General features: G+C 68.5%; 25 protein-coding genes. 15 read left to right on the forward strand and 10 right to left on the reverse strand.

Going from position 1 to position 17,864, the window contains the following annotated elements:
* The first annotated feature begins 29 nt into the window (after window positions 1-29).
* From ACP7BH_RS05725 to ACP7BH_RS05745, 5 genes are all read left to right on the forward strand, one after another.
* Complete coding sequence (locus ACP7BH_RS05725) at window positions 30-620, forward strand: DUF305 domain-containing protein (protein WP_257903743.1); 591 nt, start codon at window positions 30-32, stop codon at window positions 618-620.
* A gap of 117 nt (window positions 621-737) precedes the next feature.
* The gene (gene copC, locus ACP7BH_RS05730) at window positions 738-1,100 is read left to right on the forward strand and encodes a copper homeostasis periplasmic binding protein CopC (protein ID WP_008260662.1); all 363 of its coding nucleotides are present in this window, start codon (window positions 738-740) and stop codon (window positions 1,098-1,100) included.
* Between the two features lie 4 nt (window positions 1,101-1,104).
* Window positions 1,105-2,019, forward strand: a complete 915-nt coding sequence (gene copD, locus ACP7BH_RS05735; protein WP_425982985.1) for a copper homeostasis membrane protein CopD — start codon at window positions 1,105-1,107, stop codon at window positions 2,017-2,019.
* A gap of 62 nt (window positions 2,020-2,081) precedes the next feature.
* Complete coding sequence (locus tag ACP7BH_RS05740; RefSeq protein ID WP_045811502.1) at window positions 2,082-2,414, forward strand: hypothetical protein; 333 nt, start codon at window positions 2,082-2,084, stop codon at window positions 2,412-2,414.
* A 48-nt stretch (window positions 2,415-2,462) separates the two neighbouring features.
* Window positions 2,463-2,609 (forward strand): hypothetical protein, encoded by a 147-nt coding sequence (locus ACP7BH_RS05745; protein WP_164952583.1) that lies wholly within the window; start codon window positions 2,463-2,465, stop codon window positions 2,607-2,609.
* 98 nt (window positions 2,610-2,707) lie between these two features.
* Here the strand turns inward: ACP7BH_RS05745 and ACP7BH_RS05750 are convergent, their stop codons facing one another.
* From ACP7BH_RS05750 to ACP7BH_RS05760, 3 genes are read right to left on the reverse strand one after another with little or no spacing between them, the layout of a single operon-like run.
* Complete coding sequence (locus ACP7BH_RS05750; protein WP_165117299.1) at window positions 2,708-3,199, reverse strand: YybH family protein; 492 nt, start codon at window positions 3,197-3,199, stop codon at window positions 2,708-2,710.
* 49 nt (window positions 3,200-3,248) lie between these two features.
* Window positions 3,249-3,725 carry a DUF411 domain-containing protein gene (locus ACP7BH_RS05755; protein ID WP_084375403.1) on the reverse strand — a complete coding sequence of 159 codons (477 nt, stop codon included), beginning with the start codon at window positions 3,723-3,725 and terminating at the stop codon, window positions 3,249-3,251.
* The gene (locus ACP7BH_RS05760; protein ID WP_240893533.1) at window positions 3,722-4,813 is read right to left on the reverse strand and encodes an acyltransferase family protein; all 1,092 of its coding nucleotides are present in this window, start codon (window positions 4,811-4,813) and stop codon (window positions 3,722-3,724) included. Before ACP7BH_RS05760 ends, ACP7BH_RS05755 begins: the two co-directional genes overlap by 4 nt.
* A 190-nt stretch (window positions 4,814-5,003) precedes the next feature.
* On the opposite strand from ACP7BH_RS05760, the gene ACP7BH_RS05765 reads away from it, so the two are divergent.
* From ACP7BH_RS05765 to ACP7BH_RS05795, 7 genes are all read left to right on the forward strand, one after another.
* Window positions 5,004-5,282 (forward strand): hypothetical protein, encoded by a 279-nt coding sequence (locus tag ACP7BH_RS05765; protein ID WP_426043333.1) that lies wholly within the window; start codon window positions 5,004-5,006, stop codon window positions 5,280-5,282.
* Window positions 5,279-5,719 carry a Spy/CpxP family protein refolding chaperone gene (locus ACP7BH_RS05770; protein ID WP_425982981.1) on the forward strand — a complete coding sequence of 147 codons (441 nt, stop codon included), beginning with the start codon at window positions 5,279-5,281 and terminating at the stop codon, window positions 5,717-5,719. The genes ACP7BH_RS05765 and ACP7BH_RS05770 overlap by 4 nt, the downstream gene beginning before the upstream one ends.
* A 9-nt stretch (window positions 5,720-5,728) precedes the next feature.
* Window positions 5,729-6,298: an RNA polymerase sigma factor gene (locus tag ACP7BH_RS05775; RefSeq protein ID WP_008260971.1), complete on the forward strand. Its 570-nt coding sequence runs from the start codon at window positions 5,729-5,731 to the stop codon at window positions 6,296-6,298.
* Window positions 6,299-6,426: 128 nt separating this feature from the next.
* Window positions 6,427-8,238 carry a copper resistance system multicopper oxidase gene (locus ACP7BH_RS05780; protein ID WP_008264371.1) on the forward strand — a complete coding sequence of 604 codons (1,812 nt, stop codon included), beginning with the start codon at window positions 6,427-6,429 and terminating at the stop codon, window positions 8,236-8,238.
* Window positions 8,235-9,386 (forward strand): copper resistance protein B, encoded by a 1,152-nt coding sequence (locus ACP7BH_RS05785; RefSeq protein WP_040349356.1) that lies wholly within the window; start codon window positions 8,235-8,237, stop codon window positions 9,384-9,386. Before ACP7BH_RS05780 ends, ACP7BH_RS05785 begins: the two co-directional genes overlap by 4 nt.
* A 17-nt stretch (window positions 9,387-9,403) precedes the next feature.
* Complete coding sequence (locus tag ACP7BH_RS05790; protein WP_008261639.1) at window positions 9,404-9,787, forward strand: copper resistance CopC family protein; 384 nt, start codon at window positions 9,404-9,406, stop codon at window positions 9,785-9,787.
* A 10-nt stretch (window positions 9,788-9,797) separates the two neighbouring features.
* The gene (locus ACP7BH_RS05795; protein WP_425982979.1) at window positions 9,798-10,022 is read left to right on the forward strand and encodes an ammonium transporter family protein; all 225 of its coding nucleotides are present in this window, start codon (window positions 9,798-9,800) and stop codon (window positions 10,020-10,022) included.
* Window positions 10,023-10,074: 52 nt separating this feature from the next.
* On the opposite strand, the gene ACP7BH_RS05800 is transcribed toward ACP7BH_RS05795, so the two are convergent.
* The 3 genes from ACP7BH_RS05800 to ACP7BH_RS05810 are packed head-to-tail and all read right to left on the reverse strand — an operon-like array spanning window position 10,075 to window position 11,071.
* Window positions 10,075-10,434 (reverse strand): bleomycin resistance protein, encoded by a 360-nt coding sequence (locus tag ACP7BH_RS05800; protein ID WP_040349972.1) that lies wholly within the window; start codon window positions 10,432-10,434, stop codon window positions 10,075-10,077.
* A gap of 35 nt (window positions 10,435-10,469) precedes the next feature.
* On the reverse strand, window positions 10,470-10,688 hold the full coding sequence (locus ACP7BH_RS05805) for a GDCCVxC domain-containing (seleno)protein (protein ID WP_083793340.1): 219 nt from the start codon (window positions 10,686-10,688) through the stop codon (window positions 10,470-10,472).
* Entirely contained in the window at window positions 10,685-11,071 is a 387-nt protein-coding gene (locus tag ACP7BH_RS05810) for an MFS transporter permease (RefSeq protein ID WP_008264030.1), read from the reverse strand. The genes ACP7BH_RS05805 and ACP7BH_RS05810 overlap by 4 nt, the downstream gene beginning before the upstream one ends.
* A gap of 62 nt (window positions 11,072-11,133) precedes the next feature.
* Here ACP7BH_RS05810 and ACP7BH_RS05815 point away from each other — a divergent pair, with 62 nt between their 5' ends.
* Window positions 11,134-11,538: a MerR family transcriptional regulator gene (locus tag ACP7BH_RS05815; protein WP_040349355.1), complete on the forward strand. Its 405-nt coding sequence runs from the start codon at window positions 11,134-11,136 to the stop codon at window positions 11,536-11,538.
* Window positions 11,539-11,578: 40 nt separating this feature from the next.
* Here the strand turns inward: ACP7BH_RS05815 and ACP7BH_RS05820 are convergent, their stop codons facing one another.
* The gene (locus tag ACP7BH_RS05820; RefSeq protein WP_008261099.1) at window positions 11,579-11,977 is read right to left on the reverse strand and encodes a four-helix bundle copper-binding protein; all 399 of its coding nucleotides are present in this window, start codon (window positions 11,975-11,977) and stop codon (window positions 11,579-11,581) included.
* Window positions 11,978-12,923: 946 nt separating this feature from the next.
* Here ACP7BH_RS05820 and ACP7BH_RS05825 point away from each other — a divergent pair.
* Window positions 12,924-13,352 carry a DUF411 domain-containing protein gene (locus ACP7BH_RS05825; protein WP_425984787.1) on the forward strand — a complete coding sequence of 143 codons (429 nt, stop codon included), beginning with the start codon at window positions 12,924-12,926 and terminating at the stop codon, window positions 13,350-13,352.
* Window positions 13,353-13,371: 19 nt separating this feature from the next.
* Here the strand turns inward: ACP7BH_RS05825 and ACP7BH_RS05830 are convergent, their stop codons facing one another.
* Window positions 13,372-15,531 carry a heavy metal translocating P-type ATPase gene (locus tag ACP7BH_RS05830; RefSeq protein WP_425982977.1) on the reverse strand — a complete coding sequence of 720 codons (2,160 nt, stop codon included), beginning with the start codon at window positions 15,529-15,531 and terminating at the stop codon, window positions 13,372-13,374.
* 190 nt (window positions 15,532-15,721) lie between these two features.
* Here ACP7BH_RS05830 and ACP7BH_RS05835 point away from each other — a divergent pair, with 190 nt between their 5' ends.
* Window positions 15,722-16,237, forward strand: a complete 516-nt coding sequence (locus tag ACP7BH_RS05835; RefSeq protein ID WP_425982975.1) for a Fur family transcriptional regulator — start codon at window positions 15,722-15,724, stop codon at window positions 16,235-16,237.
* Here the strand turns inward: ACP7BH_RS05835 and ACP7BH_RS05840 are convergent, their stop codons facing one another.
* Window positions 16,238-17,443 (reverse strand): acyltransferase family protein, encoded by a 1,206-nt coding sequence (locus ACP7BH_RS05840; RefSeq protein WP_425982973.1) that lies wholly within the window; start codon window positions 17,441-17,443, stop codon window positions 16,238-16,240. It lies immediately after the preceding gene.
* Window positions 17,444-17,755 carry a hypothetical protein gene (locus tag ACP7BH_RS05845; RefSeq protein WP_422675200.1) on the reverse strand — a complete coding sequence of 104 codons (312 nt, stop codon included), beginning with the start codon at window positions 17,753-17,755 and terminating at the stop codon, window positions 17,444-17,446.
* Between the last annotated feature and the right edge of the window lie 109 nt (window positions 17,756-17,864).

The following is a 17,864-nucleotide window of genomic DNA, read 5'->3' on the forward strand; positions in this document are numbered from 1 at the left end:
CGCCCACCCACCTAAGGGAGGAACCGGCTGTGACGGGCCGGATTGATTTAGACGCTGACCGCAGTCTCCAAGCATTCGCAGCGGCAGGCGATGACGAACTGAAATTTCTGAAGAGGATACGGACGATGTCTCATCAACAGATGGACCACGGCGGTCAAGGCAACGCTCGTGGACTTGGCCCTTACCGAAGCCTGTACCTGGAGTTGGCGCTCGACTTCGTCATCATGTACCTGGTCATGTACACGATGATCGCCACGCTCGGTCACTTCTATCTCAACCTGAACAACGTCTACATGACCCTGATGATGGTCGCGCCGATGGCGGTCCTCATGCTCGTCTTCATGCGGTCCATGTACCCGTCGCGCAAAACAAACCTGGCCATTGGCGCGGTCGCGGCCGTGATCTTCGTCGGCAGCTTCATCGGCATGCGCACCCAGGCGTTCGTTGGCGACGACGAATTCCTGCGATCGATGATCCCGCACCATTCCGGGGCTGTGTTGATGTGCGAGCAAGCCTCCCTGACAGATCCGGAGATCATCGCTTTGTGCGACGGCATCGTGCGTGGTCAACAGGCGGAGATCGCCCAGATGCAGGCGCTCCTCGAGAAGCGTCGCCGCTGACCCCGGCGTGCGGGGGAAGGCCTCAGCCGCCGCCCGCTTCCTCTTCATGAGGGACGCGGTCGTGTGGCGCGTAGAGAAGCAGAAGGCCGGGACCGGCCAAACGTCTGGAGACTGAGTATGCGTTACTTCCACCCCGCGCCCTTCATCGCCGTCGCGGCGGTCGTGGCCTTCGCCGCCGGACCGGCGGCGGCCCACGCTCGCCTGGTCAGCGCCACCCCGGCGCCCGACTCCACCGTGGCCGCGACCCGGACGCTGACCCTGACCTTCAGCGAACGCAGCGTTCCCGCCTTTTCCGGCTTCGACGTCGTCAATGCGGCGGGGGAGAAGATCGCGATCCGCACCTCGGTGGCCGAGGACGGCAGGACCCTCACGGGCGCGCTGGCTCGCCCGCTGGCCGCCGGCGCCTACCGTGTCGACTGGCGTATCGCGTCGAGCGACGGCCACCGCATGACGGGATCCTACGCCTTCACGGTGCGCTGACGCCGTGCTGGAAGTCGCGGTCATCGCGCTTCGCTGGCTTCAATACGGCGGCGGCGTCGTCCTTCTCGGCGCGCCGCTGTTCCTTCTCTACAGCTTCAAAGACGCCGACGCGCCGAACCTGGAATGGTCGCGACCGACATTGCGCCTCGCCGCGATCATCGTCGCGCTCGGCTCGCTCGCCGCCCTGGTGGCACAGACGGCCGTCATGGCGGGGTCGCTGGGCGAAGCCGTCAAACCCGCGTCCCTGTCCTTCATGGTCACCGGCACGGCCCTGGGCATGGCGATGGTCGTGCGGGCCGCCGCCGCCTTGCTTGGGCTCGTCGCCTTGGTCGCCCTGAAACCCGGTCGCGCGCTCTGGAGCGTGACGGCCGCCTTGGGTCTGATCGTGGCCGCCAGCTTCGCATGGACGGGTCACGGCGCGGCCACCGAGGGTCCGGGCGGGCCCATCCATCTTGTCGCCAACATCATTCACGCGGTGGCAGCGGCCTTGTGGCTGGGCGCCCTGGCGGCGTTGACGGCCCTGCTTCTGCGCCGAGCCGGTCCGGACGACTTTGCAATCCATCGCGCCCTGCATGGCTTCGCCGGCCTTGGAACGCTCGCGGTCCTGTTGCTGGTGCTGACCGGTCTCGTGAATAGCCGGTTCCTGATCGGTCCCGAGCGCGTGGCGTCGATCGCGGGCAACCTCTACGGCCAGCTTCTGGTCGCCAAGCTCGTCCTCTTCGGTTTGATGCTTGCGCTGGCGGCGAGCAACCGGTTCCGGCTGACGCCGACACTGGGCTATGCGCTGGAGACGGGCCAACCCTCCGTCGCCGCCATGAGCGCTCTCCGGCGCAGCCTGTTGATCGAAACGGGTCTGGGACTCGCCCTGATTGGCGTCGTGGCGGTCATGGGAACCCTGCCGCCCCCGGCGTCTCTGTAGGCTCGATTGCGATGATCAAAATGAGATCGTCGCTCCGCCGACCGTTGAAGTATGATCAGACAATGCCGTTCCTGCGTCATGACCTCCTCCGACTGACGACCGCGCTGCTCGCGGCGTTTGCCGTGCTGTTCGTGTCCACCGCTTCGATCGCCTGCGAAGCTCCGGTCGATCAGGATATGGCGTCCATGTCGATGAGCGGCGACGGCGTCCCGTGCGAGCCGAAGACCGTCAGGATCTCGTGCCATAAGGCGTGTCTGGCCATCTGCCAGGGCCTTGTCCCCCAAGGCGGTGAATCCACCCCCGCACGGGTCTATGCGTCTGTCCTCTATCCATCCCTTGATGCGCGGCATGCCGATTTCACCGTGGAGGCGGACGACCCGCCCCCACGACGCTGATCCTGTTGAAGATGACCGGACTCATTCAATCAAACAGAGATCAAAACCATGAAACGCACTCTCACCCTCGCAGCCCTGGTGCTGCTGGCTTCCGGTTCAGCCGCCTTCGCGGCCGCGCCGGACGCCGTGGCGCAGGCCGTATGCGCTTGCTGCGACGCTATCGCAGCCTGCGCGGAAGCCTGCACCTGCTGCTGATCGTATTATCGGGGACGCCCGCCCGCGAGGGCGGGCGTCTTCCCGATGTTCCTCACCGACGTCGCAGGGCCGGCGACCCGCTGGCGCGGGCCTGAGCGTCAGCCGGGCGCGCGCGACGACCAGTGAATGTGGTGGATGCGCCAGCCGTCGGCATGGCGTTTGAGGACCATGGTTTCGGTCGTCAGGCGGTCTACGGCGCGGCCGTTGAATTGGCCCGTGGTGCGGCCTTCGCTGGTGATCCAGGCGATGTCCCCGTCGGCCCATCCCGATCTGCGCGTCACCGTCGCTTCAGAGGCGGCGGCGAAGGCGGCGTCCGAGCCCAGGTGATGGGACGCATACTCGTCGCGCGATCGCTCCGCGCCACCCTCCTCGAAGATCATCACATCCGGCGCCATAATTGCCAGGGCGACGTTCGTGTCGCCGGCCTTCAGGGCGACGTGAAAGGCGTCGACGGCCGCCGCCGCGTCCGCAGCTTCCGCGGCGACCGAGCCGGCGGCTTGGGCATGCCCGTGGGCGTGGTCCTGGGCGAAGGCGGGTGTCGCCGAAAGAACGGCGAGCGACAGGACGAGGGCGAGAGAGGTGCGGGACATGGCGAACTCCGGATTGTGGGTGATCTGAACGGGCTGAGCGCGATCTGCGTCAGGCCGGCGGGTTGTGGCGGGCGAACACGCGGGTCGCGCCCGAGCGAAGCACCAGCAGGGTGTCGTAGGGCTCCTTGCGCCCCTGCGGCGTCTCCATGCCGGGCGAACCGAGCGGCATGCCCGGGACCGCGACGCCCACCGCCGCCGGTCTCTCGGTCAGCAGTCGAATGACGTCCGGGGCCGGCACATGACCCTCGACCAGATAGCCATCGATCAGACCGGTATGACAGGAGGCGAGCGCGTCCGGCATGCCCCGGCTGCTCCGGACCGATTGAAGGCTTGGAAGGACGGTGATGGTGGTGGTGAAGCCCGCCTGGCGCATGTGCGCGATCCAGGCGTCGCAGCAGGCGCAGGTGGGCGTCTTGAAGACCGTGAGGTTTCTGGACGGACGGGTCTGGGCGCAGGCGGACCCGCCCATGCCGATGAAGACGGCCGCGCCCATGAGTAGACGACGGTTCAGATTGGCGGGATTCAAAAGGGTTCTCCCTGATCGCTGTGGACGGATCGCTGCGCCTCGACAGGGTCGGCGCGCTGCGGCGCCAGCCGCGCCCGCAACCACCGTCGGCCAGGCTGCTCGACGAAGACATGGATGGCGGCCGCGGCGGCGAGCGTCAACACAAGCATGGCGGCCAGTTCGACCAGGCCCATTCGATAGTCCGCACCCCAGCCGGAGAACGCCTGCGCCGCATTGCGCCACACCATCAGGATGGGGATGTGGACGAGATAGAGGGCGAACGACGCTTCGCCGGCGAACAGAAGGACGGGGTGAGACAGGAAGGTCCGGACCGGAGCCTTGGCCAACAGGGCGAGCGACAGGATGAAGGGACCGGCCGCCGCCACGATGACCCGGTCGTCGGCGCCGATCTGCATGAGCGTCAGCAGCAGGGTCGTGGCGACCAGGGCGCCCATGAGGGACATTCGCGGCGAAGGCGTCCAGCGCTGACCGAGATAGTAGAGGCCAATGCCGTAGAGGAATTCGGGAATGATGCGCAGGATCCCGAGGCTGTCCTCGGCGCGAGGCAGCATCCGGCCGAACCAGGCGCGGTAGAAGGCGTCCAAAGCGACGAAAAACAGCATGGCGAGTGCAATCAGGACCCACGGCCTGGCCCGCAGCCGGAGCGCGAGGGCGGCATAGGCGGGGAAGGCCAGATAGGCGAACCACTCCGCCGACAGCGACCAGGCCGGTCCGTTCCAGAGCGCCATGCTCTCGCGCGGGAACCACGCCTGTACGAGCAGAAGGGTGCCCGCGAAGTCGACGGGATTAAACCGGCCAGGCTCCAGCCCGACGCCGAACACCGGCGCGATCAGCACCAGCCCAAGCATGGCCAGGAGGATGAACAGGTGAGCCGGATAGATCCGGGCCAGGCGCGCCGCCAGGAATCGACCGTAGTTCGGGGCCCGGTCTCCCTGCAGGTAGACGTGGGTCAGGATGAAGCCCGACAGGATGAAGAAGACATCCACGCCCAGGCGCGCGCGGTTCAACAAGCCCGCGCTCTCCGCCGGGAGGGTCCAGTAGAGCTGGAAGTGGAACAGCACGACGCCGAGGGCGAGAAAGAACCTCACGCCCGTGAGCGGATCGAGCACGTCGGGGAATGGAACCCGCCTGGGCCCTGCTCTGTCGCTCACGTCTTTTCCCCGGACGACAGGGCGCGTCCCGGTCGTCTCTGGTATCTACGCGGGCGACGGCTCGTCCCCTCGTGAGGGGACCGGAAGGCCGGCGCGTATGGCAAGTGGGGCGTGACGCAGGTGCGCAATGACTGACGACATGAATGAGTTGATCGCAGCGGTCGGGCCGGGCGACGCCGGCCGGCTGGTCGGCATGGAAGACGCGGTCTGGGTGCGGATCGGCGAACGCAGGGAGCGTGCCCGCATGGGTCAGGTTCGGGTCGCCGCCGTTGCGCTCGCTCTGGTGATTGGCGTCGCGAACGGAGGGCTGATGCTCGTGGCTCCACGGCCGGAGCCGTCCGAGATGCGGATTTTCACGGTCTCGGCGGGCTTGTCGCCTCTCTCCGGCCTGGACGTTCGGGGATGAGGGCCGCCTGGAAGTCGATCGTTATCACGGCCATCCTGGCCGCGCTGGCCAGCGGCGCGGCGACCTGGGCGAGCGCGACCTGGGTCATGCGGGAGCGGCAGCCGCCAAGCCTGCACAGCGTCGTCCATGAGAAACTCGACCTGAGCCCTGAGCAGGATCGACGGCTCGACGTGGTCGAAGCCCGGTTCGCCGCTCTGCGGCCGGCGCTCGAAGCGGAAGTGCGCGCGGCCAATCGCGAACTGGCGGCCGCCATCGCCGCCAGTGACGGCGACACGCCCCAGGTCCAGGCCGCGGTCGATCATTTCCACGCCGCCATGGGCGATCTGCAGAAGGCGACAATCACCCATGTGTTCGAGATGCGATCCGTCCTGACCCCGGCGCAGGCCGAGGTGTTCGACGCCGCGGTCGTCGAGGCCCTGCACGACGACGCCGGCTAAGCGGCGCGCGTGTGTGCTGAGCAGAGCATCGAGGCCCGTGCGGCGACCGGAGACCGGGCCGCCTTCACCGCCTTGATGGCCGCCACAAAGGCCGATCTCTACCGGTTCGTGCGCCGCTATGTCGGCGACGAGTCCGAAGCGCATGACGTGCTTCAGGAAAGCTATGCGTCCGCCTGGCTCGCCCTGCGGCGGTATGATCCGGCGCGGCCGTTCGACGTCTGGCTTCGCTCCATCGCCCTCAACAAATGTCGAGACTGGGGCCGGCGGCGCGCGGTCCGCCGGGTTGTGCGCGGCGTCATGGGCCTGGAGGCGCCCGAGGCGGCGGCGGTGGGCGACGATGCGCCGTCACCCGAGACACGGCTGGACGATCAGCGCAGGGCCGAAGCTCTGCAACGCGCCTTGCGGGACCTTCCCGACGCCCTGAAGGGGCCGCTTCTGCTCGCCACGCTCGAGGGACGGTCTCACGCCGAGATCGCCTCGATCCTCGGTATTACGCCCAAGGCGGTCGAGACCCGCGTCGCCCGCGCCCGCAAGACCTTGACGGCGGCTTTGGCCCAAGCTTCCGGCGGAAACGCTTGACCTTGCCCTGATGGGAAGATGCACAAGCTGCAATCCCGACGTCTGCGGCATCCTGACGCGAGGGATACGCCGCCCGGCCGCGTATCTGAACGAACGGCTGAATAGCCCGACCAAGGAATTTCTCGCCTATGTCCACGCCCCGCCTCGATCGCCGAACGCTTCTCCGTGGCGCAGCCGCCGGCGGCGGGCTGCTGGGCCTGCAGGGTCTGCTCCCCGCCTGGGCGCAAACCGGATCGGCGGGACTGCGGGCGGATCTTCCGACGCTGACGGGACCGAACATCGACCTGACCGTCGGACACACGCCCTTCACCGTGGGCGGCCGCACCGGCCATGCGGTGACCATCAACGGCGTTCTGCCGGCGCCGCTGCTACGCCTTAGAGAAGGCCAGAACGTCCGGCTAGCGGTGACCAATACGCTGGACGAGGACACCTCAATCCACTGGCACGGCCTGCTCGTCCCGTTCCAGATGGATGGTGTTCCTGGCATCAGCTTCCCCGGCATCAAGGCCCGTGAGACCTTCGTCTACGAGTTCCCGATCAAGCAGTCGGGCACCTTCTGGTATCACAGTCACTCTGGCCTACAGGAGGCGATGGGTCACTACGGCCCAATCGTGATCGACCCGGCGGGCGCCGATCCGGTCGCCTACGACCGCGAGCATGTGCTGGTCCTGTCGGACTGGAGTTTCATGCATCCGCACGAAATCCTGGCCAAGCTGAAGAAGAGCCCGGGTTACTTCAACCAGCAGCGCACCACGCTGGCGGGGCTCATGGACGGCAGCGACCGCATGAGCCTGGAGGAACGGCGCATGTGGGGCCAGATGCGGATGGACCCGCGCGACATCCTCGACGTCAGCGGGTCGACCTACACCTATCTGATCAACGGCCATGGACCGCAGGAGAACTGGACCGGCCTGTTCCGGCCCGGCGAGCGGGTGCGGCTGCGCATCATCAACGCGTCGGCCATGTCCATCTTCAACGTTCGCATCCCGGGCTTGCCGATGACCGTGGTGCAGGCCGACGGCGAGAACGTGCGCCCGGTCGAGACGGACGAGTTCCAGATTTCGGTCGCCGAGACCTACGACGTCATCGTCCAGCCGACCGAGGACCGCGCCTACACCATCGTCTCCGAAGCCATCGACCGGTCCGGCATGGGCCGGGCGACCCTGGCGCCGCGCCTGGGCATGACCGCCGAGGTCCCTCCCCTGCGAGAGGTCCCGAACCTCACCATGCGCGACATGGGCATGGGCGGAATGGATCACGGCGCGATGGCCGACATGTCCGGTATGGATCATGGCGCGATGGCCGGCATGGACCACGCGGCTCCGGCCCAGAACGCGCCCGCGGCCGGCGAGATGGCCGGGATGTCCATGTCGGGCATGAACATGCGCGATCCCGAGAACGCTCCGCCCGACATGGCGGTGGGCGTCGGCGTCGATGCGATCGCCATGGATCCCGCCAACCGTCTGGGTGAGCGTCCGATCGGTCTCACTACAGTCGATCATCGCGTCCTCGTCTACACCGACCTGGTGTCGCTCCAGCCGAACAAGGACCCGCGCCCCCCGTCTCGGACGATGGAGATCCACCTGACAGGCAACATGGAGCGGTTCATGTGGGGCTTCGACGGCCGAAAGTTCAGCGAACTGGTCGAACCGATCCGCTTCGAGCGCAACGAGCGGGTGCGGGTGACCCTGGTCAACGACACCATGATGGCCCACCCGATCCATCTGCATGGTCATTTCTTTGAACTGGTGACCGGCGGACCCACCGGTCACCAGCCCCTCAAGCATACGGTCAACGTCGCGCCCGGCGGCAAGGTGACCTTCGATCTGACCGCCGACGCGCCCGGCGACTGGGCCTTCCACTGCCACATGCTGATGCACATGCACGCCGGCATGTTCAATGTTGTGACGGTGCGGCCCATGGACGGAGCCGCGTCATGAGCCGCCTCGCCGTCGCCCTCGCCCCGCTGGTGCTCGCCGTCAGCGCCTTCAGCGCCCAGGCCCAGGACACTCACACGGGCCACACTATGCCGGCGACCGCGGCGCCGGCCCGACCGGCGCAGGATCCGCACGCCGGTCACGTCATGCCGCCCGCGCAGACGCCGCCCGCCGCGGATCCGCATGCAGGCCACCGGATGCCGGCGCAGCCCGCGCCCGTAGACCCGCAGGCGGGACACCAGATGCCGGCGGCGACGCCCGGCCAGGCTGATCCACACGCGGGCCACGACATGTCGGCCATGTCACCCGCGCAGACCGACCCTCACGCCGGGCATGACATGTCGACCATGAGCATGGGGCCGCCCAATGTGGCGACCAGCGCCGACAACCCCGGCCGTCCTCCGGAGGACCCGCTCCCGCCCGCCGCCCTGGCCGGCCCTGTCCACGCTGCCGATCTCGTCTTCGGCGCCGAGGCCATGGCCGCCTCTCGCCGGACCCTGATTCACGAAAACGGCGACGTCCGCACCACGGCCGTCATTCTCGATCGCCTCGAAGCCGGCTTCGGCGACGGCGGCGAGACCTACCTCTGGGACGTCCAGGGCTGGACGGGCGGCGACATCAACCGCTTCTGGTGGAAATCCGAGGGCGAAGGCGATTTCAACGGCGCGCTCGAGGACGCCGAAGTCCAGGCTCTCTACAGCCGCGCCGTGACGCCCTTCTGGGACCTCCAGGCCGGCGTGCGACAGGACTTCCGGCCCGACGGCGAAGATACGACGCATCTGGTCCTCGGCCTGCAGGGCCTGGCGCCCCATTGGTGGGAAGTCGACGCCGCCGCCTTCCTGTCGACCGACGGCGACCTGACCGCCCGCGTCGAGGCCGAATACGACCTGCGCATCACCCAGCGCCTGATCCTTCAGCCCCGCCTCGAAATCGACGCTTCGGCCAGCGACATTCCGGAACTGGAGATTGGCTCGGGCGTGTCCTCGGTCGAGGCGGGCCTGCGACTGCGCTACGAGTTCCGCAAGGAGTTCGCCCCCTATGTCGGCGTCGAGTGGAGCCGCGCGCTCGGAGACACAGCCGGCTACATCGAAGCCCGCGGCGGCGAGGCCGAGGACATCCGGTTCATCGTCGGCCTCAAGGCCTGGTTCTAACCGAAGGAGACCACCCCTTGATCCGCATTCTCACCCTCACGGCGGCCCTGGCTTTCGCCGGCGCCGCCTCCGCCCAGGATCCGCACGCCGGCCACAGCATGCCGGCGCAGGCCGCCGCGACCCAGTCGGGAGTCACGACGGCTCCCGCGAACGGGGCGATGACCCAGGGCTCGCCGGAACGCTTCAGCGTCACCTTCCCGCATACGATGGTCCTCAAGACGGTCACGCTCACCGCCGAAGGTCAGGCCCCGGTCGAAGTGAGTGTCCCCGCAGCGCCCGCCGCCGCGACCGTCGGCGTGGCTCTTCCGCGTCTGGCCCCAGGAACCTACACTGCCGCCTGGACCGCCGAGGGCCCGGACGGCCACAAGATGTCCGGCTCGGTCAGCTTTATGGTTCACTAGGAGAACGACGATGAAAGTTTCCAACCTGCTGGCCGCCGCCGGCGCGATCCTAACCCTGAGCGCCGGCGCGGCCCTCGCCGCCGAAGGTTGCGAGTGCTGCAAGGACATGGCCGCGGACGCCGCCATGAGCTGCTGCGACGAGATGAAGACCGAGCCCGCCCCGCCCGAGACGACGCCGCCCGCCCCGGCGCCGTCGGATACGCCCGCGCCTCAGGGCCACGCCGACCACAACTGATCGTCGCATCGATGGTTTCCGGCGGTTTCCCGTGGGGGAGCCGCCGGACGCCTCAGTTCTGGATAAGGCGGATCAAGTTTCCGTCCGGGTCGATGAGCGCGCCGATCCGCAGTCCCGACTCCTCAAGCTTCGGCGCGTGCAGGCGAGGGTGGCCCCAGCAGGTTTTCGGCAATCCTGAAACGACGCACTCTGCGTAAAACCCGTCCAGGTCGTCCAGCCGCAGGCAGCAGCTGAAGTTGCTGGTCAGCGGATCCACGTCCGGATGCGGGAAGAACTCCAGCGTCAAACCGCCCCTTTTCAGGATCATCCAGCCTTTGTCGCGCCAGTCCTGTTCGAAGCCCAGTCGAGTGTAGAACTGGGACGTAACTTCGAAATCCCGCGACGGTAGGTTGGGCGTGGCGTGGTCGGTCACGGCGAACTCCGGGAATGCAGCAATGCCGCCGTAGCCTAGCTGCAACACCCCTTGCCATCTACCTGGATCGGCGGACACGGCACGTCGGCATAGGAGCAGAACACGCAGCAGTCGCCGGGTAGGGGCTTCAGCTTCACGCCGCAGCCGAGACAATCGTAAAACCAGATGCAGGCGTCGGTGGGCATGGTCTCCGTCGCGACATGACCGCAATCCGGGCAGGTCAGCGTCGAGTCTAGAACGATGGCCCGGGTCATCGCATGGCCGCCAGTCGCGTCATGGCCCACGGCTCGATGTACGGCTGCCAGGCCATGGACAGGACGATCAGCAGACTGGCGATCACCAGCAGCCAGAAGGCGAGCCGCGAAGGGTGGCGGCAGGCCCCGTCTTTCCGACACATCCGCAGGCGACGCCAATGCAGCAGCCAGCCCGCGGCCAGGATGACGGCGGCCAGAAGCGTCAGCCAGTTCCGCGCACCCGCGATGACCGCGGCGCCGGCGAAGGATACGCCCGCCACGGACAGAGCCAGAGGCAACACACAGCACGCGGCCCAGGCGAACACCGAGGCGACACCGCCGAGGGCGGCCGAGGCGCTGACGGCGACCTCGGGCATGCGGGGCCGGTCGTAATCGATGGCCATGGGACCTCCCGTTCGATTTCTGCTACAGGCTACAACCCGTAGCCGCTACGGGATCAAGAGCCATGTCCGCACGAAGTTTGACGATCGGGCGCCTCGCTGACAGCGCCGGGGTGAACCTGGAAACGGTGCGCTACTACGAACGTATCGGGCTGATGCCCGCGCCGGCCCGGACCGAGGGCGGCCACCGCAGCTATGAGCCGGAACACGCCCAGCGTCTGCGCTTCATCCGCCGGTCGCGCGAACTGGGCTTCGGCATCGACGCCATTCGGCGCCTGATCGCGCTGAGCGAGCCGGGCGTTCAGGCGTGCTGCGAAGTCCGCGACATGGCCCAAGACCACATCGCCAGCGTGGACGCCAAGATCGAGGATCTGCAGAGGCTACGGAAAGTGCTGAGGCAGGCTGTGGCCGACTGCAGTGAAGGCGGACGGGTTAGGTGCCCGGTGATTGATGAGCTGGGCTCGAGCTAGCGTCGAAGATACGACCCTGTGCCGATGACAGCGGTCAGCCTCAGTGCCGTGAAGGCCTGATCGACGCGGCCGCCTCGCGGCAAGCATCTTCGCAACGCCGGCATTCTTCGGCGCAGATACGGCAATGCTCGTGCATCTCGGCGTGCTTCTCGCACTCGATGGCGCAGTCGGCGCAAGCCTCGGCGCAGGTCTCGAGCATGCGCTTGATCAAGGCCTCGTTGCTGCCGGCGCGCCGCACGGCGAGCCCGGCCGTAGCCAGACAGACATCGGCGCAGTCGAGATCGAGCCGGATGCACTGGGTCAGGTCCCTGACCATCTCCTCGGCCAGGCAGGCGTCAGCGCAGATGCGGCATACGGCGGCGCAGCCGTAGCCCGCTTCGATCGCGCGAATGAGGCTGTCGTTCACGCTGCCGCGTACGTCGGGGTGGGTGCTGATCATTGGTTGGATTTGCATCGGAGGCTCCCTCGGGTGATCGGGATCCAACCCCGGCGCCGGGACGATGTTCCGAACGGCGACGCCTCCCGACCTCGTCAAACCCGTACTTCGCCGAGCCGAGATCATGTGGAAATGCGGTGGACCGGACATCAGGGGCCGGCCGGCGACCTCAAGCTCACATGCATTCGACCACGGATCACTGAACCGCTTGCGATTTGGATCTCCGCACTTGCCCGCGAGTTCATCTACAATCGGCGGCGCAACCGAGATTGTGGGGTCGGCGGGCTCCGGAACAGAGAGGCGCTGGTCTTGAGCCAGGGACGTAATGCGTCGGCCCGGGCGCGCCGGGCCGGCCTCGTCCTCGCTGCCCTCGAGGGCCGAAGGCTCGTCTTCGCGAGCGGGCCCGCGCGAAAAGTCAGCCTGTTGGTCGCGCGCGCCGTGTTGCGCCTTATACGGCCGGGCGGAGGCCGTTGCCGCTCACATGCAGTTTTTGGCGCCTTCGGGGCCCCGCAAGCGTCGGCGGGCTAGCTCTCGACGCCACGGTTCGCCGCAGCGGACGCTTCGCCTCCGGCTTCCGCCGGCTCCTCAATCCCGTCGCCCATGACCATTCCACGGGGATCAGCGCTTGCGTGACCGGCCTCGTACGGTCGCGATACGTCAGCGAAGGCATGGTTGCGAGACCCCGGGCGCCTCAGGCGAACGGATTCGCTTGGCCGGGCCGGCCGAGCAGGGGGCTGTGTCCTGCCCGGGCGGGTGCGGGCCTTCTACCAGAGGTTCCGCTGCGATATGGGCGGACTTAGCCGGCGCTCAACGCCTGGGCGACGTCAGGTCAGGGCGCGACAACTGCGCCCGTCGCCAAACCGGCCCGCGCCCGCCATGGTGGGATTTGGACTCCCAAGGAGCGCTCACTTTGGTTCAAACTCGCCCGCGCTTGTCCCGCCGGACCCTCGTGTTCGGCCTGCCCCTGGTCGCCGTGGCCGGCCCGGCCCTCGCCGCGCCCCCGAAACGGATGATCGCCTACAAGACGCCATGGTGCGGCTGCTGCGGCGGCTGGATCGCCCACATGCGCCAGGCGGGCTGGATCGTCGAGGTCGTCGAGCGCGAGGATCTCGCCCCGATCCGGGCCCGGCATGGCATTCCGGACCGCCTCGCCTCGTGCCACACAGCGGTGGTCGGCGCCTACGCCATCGAGGGCCATGTTCCGTCGAGCGATGTCGAGCGGCTGCTCGGCGAACGCCCCGCCGCCCGCGCACTAAGCGCGCCCGGCATGCCGGCGGGCTCGCCGGGCATGGAGGCCGCCGGGCGCGAACCCTATGCGACCGTCCTGATCCTCAACGACGGTTCGACCCGCGTGTTCGGTCGCCACAACGGGGCCTGAGAAGGCGCACCGCCGGCAGTCACGACGGTTGACGACGCGGCGTCCAGCGCAGCAGGCGCATGGCGTTGGCGGTGACCAGGACCGTGGCTCCGGTGTCAGCGAGGATGGCGGGCCACAGGCCCGTCACCCCGATCACGGTGGTGACCAGGAACACCGCCTTCAAGCCTAAGGCGATGGTGATGTTCTGCCGGATATTGCCCATCACTCCGCGGGACAAGGCGATCATGTCGGGAATGTCCCTGACCCGGCCGTGCAGGACGGCGGCGTCCGCCGTCTCCAGGGCCACGTCGGTGCCGCCGCCCATGGCGATTCCGACATCCGCCTGGGCCAGGGCCGGGGCGTCGTTGATGCCGTCCCCAACCTTGGCGACCACCAGACCCTCGGCCTGAAGCGCCTTGACGATCACCAGCTTGTCCTGCGGCAGCAGCTCGGCCCGGGGCTCGATGCCCAGCGCGGCTGCGACCGCCTCCGCCGTGCGGCGGTTGTCGCCCGTCAGCATGACGGTGCGGATGCCCCGCCCCTTGAGGTCAGCCAGCCCCTGGACCGCGTCGGGCCGCGCCTCGTCGCGCATGGCGAGGAAGCCGGCGACGCCATCCCCGACGACAAGGACGGAAACCGTCTTGCCCTCGGCGTTCAGGGCGGCGATGGCCGCGTCCTGGGCCGGCGTGATCGGGGCGCGTCGGGCCGCGGCCAGCGGCGAGCCGAGGAATATGCGTTCGCCGCCGACCTCGCCTTCCACGCCCTCCCCCGGAATGGCCTGGGTGGCCGAGGCCGGCGGCGCCGTGATCTTGTCCGCCTCAGCTCGGGCGAGGATGGCGAGGGCGAGCGGATGGCTCGATCCCGTTTCCAGCGCGGCCGCCAGCGTCAGCAGGGTGGAGGCGTCCCGCGTTCCGGCGACGACGTCCGTAACGACGGGCTTGCCGGCGGTCAGGGTCCCCGTCTTGTCGAAGGCAATCGCCGTGATCTTGCCGAGCGTCTCCAGCACGGCCCCGCCCTTCATGAGCAGGCCGCGCCGGGCGCCCGCGGACAGGCCGGCGGCGATGGCGGCCGGGGTGGAGATGACGAGGGCGCAGGGGCAGCCGATCAGCAGCACGGCGAGGCCCTTGTAGACCCATTCGCTCCACGTCCCGCCGAACAGCAGCGGCGGCGTGACCGCGACGAGGGCGGCGAACACGAGCACGCCCGGCGTGTAGATTTTCGAGAAGCGGTCGATGAACCGTTCGGTCGGCGATTTCGATTCCTGCGCCTCCTCGACGAGACGCACCACCCGGGCGATGGTGTTGTCCGAGGCCGAGGCCGTCACGCGCACCCGCAGGACGCTGCCGCCGTTAATCGTGCCGGCGAACACAGGATCGCCCACGACCTTGCGCCTGGGCACGCTCTCGCCCGTCACCGGGGCCTCGTCGAGGTCTCCCGCGCCCTCGATGATCTCGCCGTCCGCCGGAACGCGGTCTCCGGGCCGGACCAGGATGATCGCGCCCACCGCCACGGTCTCGGCGGCGACCTCCGTGGTCACCCCGTCCGCCTCGACGAAGGCGGTCTTGGGCACGAGGGCGGCGAGCCCCTGGATGCTCTTGCGCGCGCGTCCGGCCGCCACCCCTTCGAGCATCTCGCCGACCAGGAACAACAGGACGACGGCGGCGGCCTCTTCCGCGGCCCCGATGAAGACGGCGCCGACGGCGGCGATGGTCATCAGCATTTCGATGGAGAAGGGCGTGCCGTGGCGCGCCGCCGAAAAGGCGCGCGACGCGATCGGAATCAGCCCCACGGCCAGGGCGGCGAGGAAGGCGTATCGTTCGAGGGAGGGGAACAGCGTGCCCAGTCCATAGGCGGACAACAGCGCCAGGCCGCAGAGCGCGGTGAGGCGGGCCTTGCCGGTCCACCACCACGGGGCGCCCCCGGCCCGGGCGGCCGCCGGAGGTGGGCCCGCCGCCGCAGCGACGGCTCCGGACGTCGGCGCGGCCGCTTCTCCGCTGTAGCCGAGGTTGCGCAGTTGCTGCAGGACCGCCTCGTCGGCGAGGTCTCCGCCATGCCGGATCTTGAGCACGCCGGTCTGCACCGCCACCGAGACGTCCTCGACGCCCGGCAGCCTGCGGATCGCCGTGTCGATCTTGCGGCCGCAGCTGGCGCAATCCATCCCGGTGACCCGGTATCGGCTTTCGAGGGGTTGCGCCGTCATGTCTGTTCCTTGTGATCTCTATAGGGCAAGGCTACCTCCTCCAGCGACTGTAGGTGCAAGCTAAAAAATGAGCCCGCCGTTCCCTTGGAGTGGAGAGCGCCGTCCGACGAACCCTGGAGGCGGGCCCAGCCCCTCGATGACCTCGCCTTGTCCGCACGACCGTGAGACCGCGCCGCCAACGGCCGCACAGGTGGAACGCGCCCTGGACGCTGCCGCCGCCAGCGTCGCCGCCACCGGGGACAAGCTGACGCGCCCCCGGCGCAGGGTGCTGGAGCTCCTGCTCGTCGCGGGCGCTCCGGCCAAGGCCTATGATCTCGTGGCGACGTATCACCGGGAGGCCCGCGTCGCGACGCCGGCGACCGTCTATCGGGCGCTGCAGTTCCTCGAGACCCGCGGTCTGGTTCATCGTCTTTCCAGCCTTAAGGCCTATGTGGCCTGCGATCCCGAACGCCTCGGTTCGCCTGCGGTTTTTCTTCTGTGCGACTGTTGCGGCTTCTGTCGCCAGATCCCTTCGTCCGGCATGGCGTCGCTGGGCGCGGCCGCGACAGCGGCGGGCTACGAGATCGAACGGATCACGCTCGAAGGCCAGGGTCTGTGTCCGGCCTGCCGCCCGCAGCGCCCCGGCGCGGCCCGGGATCTGGCCCCCCAGACAGGGCCGGAGGTGGCCGCGGGGTCCGGGCCCACAAGCACTGAGCCGCGCCCCTGATCAAGCCCGGGGCGGGTCGATGGCGGCCTGCCCCGGGCGCCCGGGCGCGGCGACGCCGGGGCCCGCGGCCCATTCCATGGCCTGTTTGGTGGCGGCGGCCGACATTCGGGTCGCCCCCCCCCGTCGGGACGGACTAAGCCAGGTCTGGACCGGTCGGTCGAAGCCGTAGCGAAACACGGCGGCGGCCACGAACGCCCCGACCAAGCCGATGGCCCACAGGACCCAGCGAACGTCGGACGACCACGCCTCCTGTCCAAGGGCGTCGAGCAGGCCGAACCAGACGATGCGGCTCACCTCATTGGTGAGGAACATCGAGAACGACATTAGGGCCAGATGCTCGATCAGCCGTGAAGGACTGCGCACCGGCACGGCGCCGGCGGCCCAGATGATCACGGTCATCAGGCCCAGCGACAGCAGGCTGAAGGCGCCGAAGGCCTGCAGCCCCACGAGCGCGAAGGCGGCGGCGAGGCCGATCGCCCTGGCCCGGTGTGGCGCGACACAGACCCGCGAACCGTAGAAGGCCGCCGCGACCCCGAGCAGGAAGAGCGGCAGGGCGCGCAGGATGCCGTAGCGCATCGGCAGGCGGTAGATCGGATCGCCGAGCCACAGCGAGGCGGCGATATCGGCGGCGACGACGAGGAGCGTCGCGCCGATCACCACTGCGACCGGCGGCCAGCGCCACAGGGCGCGGCAGATCCAGGGCAGCAGGAGATAGCAGCCGATCAGGGCCGAGAGGGTCCAGGTCGGGGCGTTCCACCCCTGCCCGCCCGGCACGCCATAGGCCTGGACCAGTAGCACCTGCGCGGGCAGTTGCGACCAGTCGAACCAGCGCGGATTGCTGGGCGCGATCCCGGCCAGGGCGGCGCCGCCGACGAGCAGCACCAGAACGAGGCTGACCGCCAGGTGGGCCGGAATGACCCGCAGCAGGCGCTGGCGCGCATAGGCGCGCAGCGAGGCCTGTCCGGACGCGAGGCGATCACCGTAGATGCGGGCCAGGACATAGCCGGAGTCGATGATGAAGAAGTCGGTGAGCAGATAGCCGCGCTCGAAGACTGGATGCAGTTGTCCGAGAGGCACAGGCGCGGCCTCGCGGAAATGGTAGAGGATGATCAGCGCCCCTACGATAAAACGCAGCGCGTCCAGCCAGCCGCCGCGCGCGATCCGGATGGGGCGAGGCGACGGCTCGGTCAGCGCGGCTTCGGGCATTCAGTCAGCCTTCCGTGGCGCAGACCCGGCGGCGGCGCTGCGGTGCTCATGTGGACGCAGGACGATCTGGTCTCGCGAAGCGTAGAGAACGGCCGTTCCCAAAACCCAAACGACGACCAAGCCTCCGACGACCATCAGTCCTGGCCTATCGCGGGGTCCAAACACAAACGAGCAGCCGATCACGCCGCCCAGAATGGCCCCGTACCCAAAATGCAGCGGCACCTTGTGTGCGCCCAGCAGCAGAAGGGCCATGCAGAAGACCAGGCCTCCTGCGAACAGGCTGACCCCGATGGCGACGAGCGTATCGAGCACGGGCCGTGGCTTCAGCGGGCGTGTCTGGAGCCGCCGCCTCCCTCGTTGGCGATAGCGGCCTTCCCGCCAACGGATGCTCCGGCCGCGTACGGTGAAGCGTTTGCCGGCC

Origin of the sequence: Brevundimonas sp. TWP2-1, assembly GCF_049897645.1 — a bacterium.
GTDB lineage: Bacteria > Pseudomonadota > Alphaproteobacteria > Caulobacterales > Caulobacteraceae > Brevundimonas.